The sequence below is a fragment of the Patulibacter defluvii genome (assembly GCF_034096925.1).
In the GTDB taxonomy this organism is placed as follows: Bacteria; Actinomycetota; Thermoleophilia; order Solirubrobacterales; family Solirubrobacteraceae; genus Patulibacter; species Patulibacter defluvii.
In genome coordinates this window covers 1-7,023 of the sequence record NZ_JAWZSQ010000050.1, presented here as the reverse complement: position 1 = coordinate 7,023, position 7,023 = coordinate 1, and the positions used below count along the sequence as shown (strand labels likewise).

At 76.2% G+C, this 7,023-nt stretch carries 5 protein-coding genes; 3 read left to right on the top strand and 2 right to left on the bottom strand.

Annotation, left to right across the window (positions count from 1 at the left end):
- Positions 1-1,314, bottom strand: a 1,314-nt coding sequence (gene dnaX / locus SH587_RS24535; RefSeq protein WP_320673301.1) for a DNA polymerase III subunit gamma/tau, incomplete at its 3' end; no start/stop codon positions are given.
- A 46-nt stretch (positions 1,315-1,360) separates the two neighbouring features.
- Entirely contained in the window at positions 1,361-2,125 is a 765-nt protein-coding gene (locus SH587_RS24530; RefSeq protein WP_320673300.1) for a YceH family protein, read from the bottom strand.
- Between the two features lie 78 nt (positions 2,126-2,203).
- On the opposite strand from SH587_RS24530, the gene SH587_RS24525 reads away from it, so the two are divergent.
- The 3 genes from SH587_RS24525 to SH587_RS24515 all read left to right on the top strand — a co-directional run bounded on the left by SH587_RS24525 (position 2,204) and on the right by SH587_RS24515 (position 6,821).
- Positions 2,204-3,949 carry a hypothetical protein gene (locus SH587_RS24525; RefSeq protein WP_320673299.1) on the top strand — a complete coding sequence of 582 codons (1,746 nt, stop codon included), beginning with the start codon at positions 2,204-2,206 and terminating at the stop codon, positions 3,947-3,949.
- A gap of 264 nt (positions 3,950-4,213) precedes the next feature.
- Positions 4,214-6,184 (top strand): amidase, encoded by a 1,971-nt coding sequence (locus SH587_RS24520; RefSeq protein ID WP_320673298.1) that lies wholly within the window; start codon positions 4,214-4,216, stop codon positions 6,182-6,184.
- Positions 6,185-6,203: 19 nt separating this feature from the next.
- Positions 6,204-6,821 carry a hypothetical protein gene (locus SH587_RS24515; RefSeq protein WP_320673297.1) on the top strand — a complete coding sequence of 206 codons (618 nt, stop codon included), beginning with the start codon at positions 6,204-6,206 and terminating at the stop codon, positions 6,819-6,821.
- Positions 6,822-7,023: the final 202 nt, after the last annotated feature.

Here is a 7,023-nt window from a genome sequence, read left to right as displayed (position 1 = left end):
AGCGGCGGGCCCCGGCGCGGGTGCGCCGGTCGGCGCCGCGGGCGCCGCGGGCGGCTCTCCCCCCGACGGGCCCTGCGGGGCCGCTGGCGCGGGCGCAGGCACGGGCGCCGCCGCCGGCACCGCCACGTCTCCCCCACCGAGCGCCTGCTCCAGCCGCGCGATCCGGGCGGCCAGGGCCTTCGCCTGGGGGTCGATCTGGGGCAGCGCGGCGCGGACCAGCAGCAGCTCCAGCTGGGTCCGCGGGTCGGCGCCGTCGCGGACCGCGGCCAGCGCCGCGGCGATCAGATCGAGGACCCGGATCACCGTCGCCCCGGGCAGCCGCTGGGCCTGCTCGACGGTCCGGCGGTCGCGGTCGGGGCTGATCCGCAGCTCGGGCGGCAGCTCGCCCGCCATCCGCACCAGCAGCAGGGCGCGGGCGTGGCCCTCCAGGTCGCGGGTGACCTGGGTCAGGTCGCGGCCCTGGCTCGACAGCTCGGCGGCGACCCCGATCGCGCTCCCGGCGTCACCGGCGGCGATCGCGTCCATCGCCCGGAAGAGCAGCTCGGCGTCGGCCACGCCCAGCACCGAGAGCACGTCGTCGGTGGTGATCTGCTCGCCGGCGTAGGTGACCAGCTGCTCGAGCGTGCCGAGGGCGTCGCGGAACGAGCCGGTGGCGTGACGGGCGACCAGCGAGACGGCCTCGCCGTCGATCGCGATCCGCTCCTTCTCCGCCACGCGCGCCAGCACCCGGGCCAGCTGCTCGGGCGTCGGACGGTGGAAGTCGAACCGGTGGCAGCGGTCGACGACGGTCGGCAGGACCTTGTTCGCCTCGGTCGTCGCCAGCACGAAGATCGTCCGCGGCGGCGGCTCCTCGAGGGTCTTGAGGAACGCGTTCCAGGCCTGCGACGAGAGCATGTGCGCCTCGTCCAGGATGTAGACCTTGCTGCGGCCGCCGACCGGCGCGAAGGCGACCGCGTCGCGCAGGTCGCGGATGTCGTCGACCGAGTTGTTCGACGCGGCGTCCATCTCGACCACGTCGATCGAGGTCGCGTCGGCGATCGAGCGGCAGGCCTCGCACTTGCCGCAGGGCCCGGTCGTCGGCCCCATCCGCCGCTGGTCGGGCGGCAGGTCCGGATCGCCCTGGCAGTTCAGGCAGGCGGCGAGGATCTTCGCCATCGACGTCTTGCCGGTCCCGCGCGAGCCGACGAAGAGGTACGCGTGGTGGACCTTCCCCTGCTCGATCGCGTTGCGCAGGGTGCGGACGACGTGCTCCTGGCCCACGACGTCGTCGAACGTGCGGGGCCGGTGGCGGCGATAGAGCGAAGGCGCGGACACCGGGGTCGAGTCTACGTGGGGCGCGCGGCGGAGGCGGCCGGACCGGCTAGGACGAGACGCCCAGCTCCTCCTGCAGCCGCCGGAACGCGGCCCGCAGCCGCGAGACCTCGGACTCCAGCGCCTCGACCCGCCCGCGGAGGGCGGCGATCTCGGCCTGCGCCGCGGGCGGCAGGACGGGCGCGGCGACCGGCGCCGGCGCCGGCCCGGGACCGGCCGCGGGCGCCCCGCCCCCGTTCGGGCCGCCGGTCGGCGCCGCACCACCGCCCGGGTCCGCGGCGGCCGCCACCGCGGTCGCCCCGCCGGCGACCGAGGCCCCGCCCGCGTCCTCCTCGCCGCCGAGCAGCTGGCGGTAGCGGGCCTCCTTCTGGCCGGGACGGCGCTCCAGCCGCTCGACCAGGCCGCGCTCGATCAGGCGCACGAGGGTGGCGTCGACGGCGTCCTGGTCGGTGAACCGGTGCAGGCGCTCGGTCCGCGACCGCAGCTCGCCCGGCGTCTGCGGGCCGCGCAGCATCAGGACGGCCAGGATCGCCTGCTCGGCCGGCTCGATCTGGAGCGTGTCGGCCAGCAGGTGGCGGTACTTCGGCGCGCGGCTGCCGGGCCCGCTGGCGTTGCGGGTCCAGCGCCGCCGGCTCAGCTCCTCGAGCGCCGCCCGGATCGTCCGCTCGTCGTAGTCGACGACCGGATCGCGGTTCGTCGACTGGTTGCACGCGGCGCGCAGCGCGTTGAGGGTCAGCGGGTAGGTGTCCGGGGTCGTCCGCTGCTTCTCCAGCAGGGCACCGAGGACGCGGATCTGGACGGCGTCGGGCCTCACGCCGGCCAGCCTATGCGAGCGCCGACCGGGCCGGGCCGCCGATCTCCCGGCCGCCGCCTGCGGTACCGTCGCCCGCCGATGCCCCGCGTCGGACGCTCCCCCGCCGGATCCGCGCCGTCGTCGCGGGCCGGGCGGATCGCCGCCCAGCTGCTGGCCGCCGCCGCGATCGGCGTGGCCGTCTGGCTGCTGCTCGGACGGACGGCGTTCGTCAACTACGACAGCGCCTGGTCGCTGGACTGGATGCGGCAGCTGCTCGCCGGGGGCAGCCGGCCCGACCTGGAGCGGCTCTTCTCCCCCACCCCGCACCCGCTCAGCGACCTGCTCTCGGGCGTCCTGACCCCGCTCAGCGACAGCGGCGGGCCGGCGGTCGGCCGCGGCGCCGAGACCGCGTTGTTGGTGCTGGCGCTGTTCTGGCTCGGCGCGCTCGGGGTGGTGACCTACCGGCTCGGGGCGGCCTGGTTCGGGACCGCGGCCGGCGTGGTCGCGGCGCTGCTGGTGCTGACGCGCGAGCCGGTCCTCTCCTACGGGCTGCGGACCTACCTGGACCTGCCGTACGCGGTCTTCCTGCTGCTGGCGCTGCTGGCGGAGACCTCGCGGCCGCGCAACGGCGCCCGCACGCTGGCGTGGATCACGCTGGCCGGGCTGCTGCGGCCCGAGGCGTGGCTGCTGGCGGCGGCCTACGTCGGCTACCTGCTGGTGGCCGAGGTCCGCGCCGCCCCCGCCCCGCGCCCCGCCGACGCCTCGCGCAACGGCGACGGCCCGCCGCCCGACGCCGAGCTGGCGCCGCTGCTGCGCCCCGCCCCGCGCGAGCGGCTGGCCGGCTGGCTGCGGGTGATCGACCGCCGCCGGCTGGCGCTGCTGGTGGCGATCGCCGCCGTCGCCCCGCTCGGGTGGATCGTCGAGGGGCTGGTGCTGGCCGGCGACCCCTTGCAGGCGCTGACCGGGACCCAGCAGAACGCGGCCGACCTCGACCGCGTGACCGGGGTCGGGTCGGCGATCACGGTGATGCCGCGGCGGCTGGGCGAGATCGTCCGCGAGCCGGTGCTGCTGGCCGCGGTCGGCGGGGCGCTGCTGTCGCTCTGGCTGCTGCGTCGACGGGCGCTGCTGGCCGCCGGGGCGCTGGTCGCGGCCGCGGTCGCGTTCTTCGTCCTCGCCGCCGCCGGGCTGCCGCTGCTGACCCGCTACCTGGTGTTCCCGGGCACGCTGCTGATCCTCTTCGCGGCGGCCGGCCTGCTCGGCTGGCAGCGGCTGTCGCCGGAGCACCGCTGGCGGCGGCCCTGGCAGGGGTTCGCGCTGGTCTGCCTGTTGGTCTTCGTGGTCTTCACGCCCGGCCAGGTGCGGCGGGTCGACCGGCTGCACGACGCGCTGGCCCTGCAGCAGCGGGTGATCGGCGACCTGCGGACGGTGACCGGCGGCCTGCGACCGGTGCTGGCCGCGACCGACGGGCCCTGCGTCGCGCCCGACAACGCGCTGGTCGAGATCGCGCCGGGCGAGTCGTCGAGCGCGGCCATCCAGCGCACCTTCGCCCACGTGGCGCTGCCGAACCACCGGGCGGTGCCGCAGGTGCTGCTGTGGCTCGGCCTCCACGACGGCCGTCACCCCTACGCCGTCACGGCCCTGACCCCGGGAGCGTCCCCGAGCGTGACGCTGATCCCGGCCTCGACCGCGGTCGCGCGCGGCTTCATCCTCGACAAGGCCGACCGCGGCAAGGGCCTGCCGGCACCGCCGACCGGCAGCGTCGAGGCGGCGACGGTCGGCAGTTGGCGGGTCTACGGGCGCGACGCCGCCTGCGCGGCCGCGCTGCGCACCCGGCTCGGGCGCTGACGCGTCGCCGCGCCCCGCCGCGGCGGGAACGCCGGGACCCACCGCCGCGGCCCGCGAGAGACGCGACCGTCCCGCGCACCCGCGCCTTGTAGCGAGCCACCCGACGGGATCCAATGGGCCAGATGTCGGATCCTTGGGCGTCCGGCTCGGCCCGCGCGTCCATCGCATTCGTGAACGTCGCTCCTAACGTTTTGGGCGACCACGGGAACGCGGCGGCTCCAGCGCCGAGCGCGTTCGCTCCTCGACCGGGCAGGTACTCCCCACATGCGCCAGCGCTCCGCCACCGCGGAGGCGTCCGTCGACGTCCCGACCGACGTCGACGCCGCCGCCGCCGAATCGTCCCGACCAGCCGGCCTCAGCCGCCGGGCCCTCGTCGGTCGCACCGGCGCGGCCGGCGCCGGCGCGCTGCTGCTCGCCGGCGGCGCGACCGCCGCCGCGACCGCCGCCACCAAGGCCCGGCCCGCCCCGACGCCGACCGCGCTGCCGTCGGTCTCCGAGGTTCGAGCGCGCCTGCGCGACGTGCGCCTGGTCGACCTGGAGATCCTCGAGCTGGCGGCGCTGCTGCAGGCGGGCGAGCTGACGTCGGTCGAGATCACGACGGCCTACCTCGACCGGATCGAGGCGCTCAACGGCGCCTTCGAGGTCTACGGCGACAACGGCGGCTACAACGCCTTCGTCCGGATCGACCGCGACGACGCGCTGGCCGGCGCGAAGGCCGCCGACGCCCGCCTCGCGGCCGCCCGCCGTGGCGGTCCCCCGGCGCCCTACCTGTGCGGGATCCCGATCGGCGTCAAGGACTCGATCGGGCTGCAGGGCCGCCCGGCCCAGAACGGCACCGCGGCCTTCGCCGGCAACGTCGGGACCGCGGACGCCCCGGCGATGGCGAGGCTGCGCGCCGCGGGCGTCGTCTTCCTCGGCCACACGATCTGCTCCGCGTTCTCGGGCTCGATCACCGGCACCTTCGCCGGCAACGCGTGGCAGAAGGAGTACTTCCCGGGCGGTTCCAGCCAGGGCTCCGGCGTGGCCCCGGTCGCCCGTCTGGCGGCGGCGGCGATCGGCGAGGAGACCGGCGGCTCGATCATCTTCCCGTCGGCGGCCAACGGCGCCTCCGGGATCAAGCCGTCGCTCGGCCTCTGCTCGTCGGCCGGCGTGATGCCGCTGACGCCCGGCCACGACGTGATCGGGCCGATCTCGCGCTCGATCCGCGACTCGGCGCTGCTGCTGAACGCGATGCTCGGGCCCGACCCCGAGAACGACCAGCAGACGCTGGCGGCGCCGGTCCCGTTCGGCGACCTGCCGACGATGCCGCGGGGCGGCAGCGCGCCGCTGGCGGGCCTGAAGATCGGCGTGCCGAAGAGCGACTGGATGGGCGCGAGCGACGTCGACCCCCAGTCGCGCTACTCGGCCGAGAACCTGGCGGTCTTCAACCGGGTCCGCGACCAGCTGCAGGCGCTCGGGGCGCGGGTCGTCGACTTCCCCGGGATGGACATGCGCGACGCGGCGCTGAACCGCTACTTCTCGTCCCCGGACGTGCTCCAGACGGTCGACGGCTCGAGCGTCAGCCCGTCGTCGGCCGTCCGCTACCCGAACCTCTACGAGATCGGCTACGCCGAGGCGGTCGGTGCGTTCGCCGCCGACCGGCCCGAGGAGCAGCGCGCCGCGCTGCTGGCCAACTACGGGCGGCGCCCCGGTGGCGCGACGACCGGCGACCGGACGTTCGAGGCCGCGACCGCCCTCTACGGCGGTGTCAGCTCCGGCGTCCGGCGCGAGGGCGAGCGGCGGCGGCGCGAGACCGCGGCGAACTACAAGCAGGCGCTCGACGACCACGAGGTCGACTTCATGCTGGTGATGAACTTCGGCACCAAGCTGACCAAGCGCGGGGCGAGCACGGCGAACCTGCGCTACCGGACCTACTACCAGGTGCCGAACGCGCTCGGCTGGCCGATGGTCTCGTTCCCGGCCGGCTACGGCGGCGACGCGGACGGGCTGCCGATCTCGGTCCAGTTCTGGGGACCGCGCTTCAGCGAGCCGCAGATCATCCAGGCCGCGATCGACTACCAGGCGGCCTATCCCGGCTACCACCGGGCGATCCCCGACGACCCGGAGGTCGCGATCACGCCGAAGGCCAAGCGGCTGGGCCCCGAGAAGACGGTCGAGGACGATCCCGACCCGCTGCTGACCAACGACCCGGACGCGCACGACGCGGCGCTGCCGGCCGAGTTCCGTCCCCGCTAGCCCGATCGGAGCCTGAGCGATGCCCTTCATGACCGTCGGCTGGCGCGGCGCCTACTCGATCGGCGCCCTGCCCGAGGACCCGGGGTACGTCACCGAGTCGCCGTTGACCATCGGCTGGACCGGGAAGCTGTCCGCCTACGTCCTGCCCTACGACCTCGCCGACCTGACCGTCCGCCCCGGCGATCCCGACCCGCCGGTCGTCAACCCGCCCGGCGGCGGCGACGGCGGCGGAGGAACGCCGCAGCCGCCGTCCAGCGAGGTCCGTCCCGCGACCCCGCCGCGGCTGCAGATCCAGCCGCGCGTCAACCCGCTCCGCTTCCGCGCTCGCGGCATCCGGGTGCGGATCACGCTGCCCGAGGCCGCGCGGGTCGAGCTCTACGCGCAGTCGCGGGTCCGCAAGAAGCTGACCCGCAAGCGCACGCGACTGGTCACCCGCACGATCACCCGCCACCGCAACGTGCGGCTGCCGCAGGGCGTCAGCGCCCTCTTCGTCTCGCCGTCGAGCGCCGGCCGCGCCGCGGTCGGCCGCCGGACGCGACTGCGGACGACGATGGTCGTGATCACCCGCTACGCGGACGGTCGCACGGTCACCGTCCGCCAGAGCGTCCTGATCGCGCCGAAGCCCGGCCGCCGCTAGCCGCTGCCCTCCCCGACCGCCCGAGGAACGAACGCTCCCATGCACGATCGAGCAGACGCCCGCCCCGTCGACCCCCCGCGCCGCGGCCCAGCCACCCCCGACCCCACCCCCGACCCCGCCCCGCTCGCGACCGACGACCGGCGCGCGCTCTCGCGCCGCCAGGTCGTCGGCGCGGCCGCCGCGGCAGGCGCCGGCGTCGCGG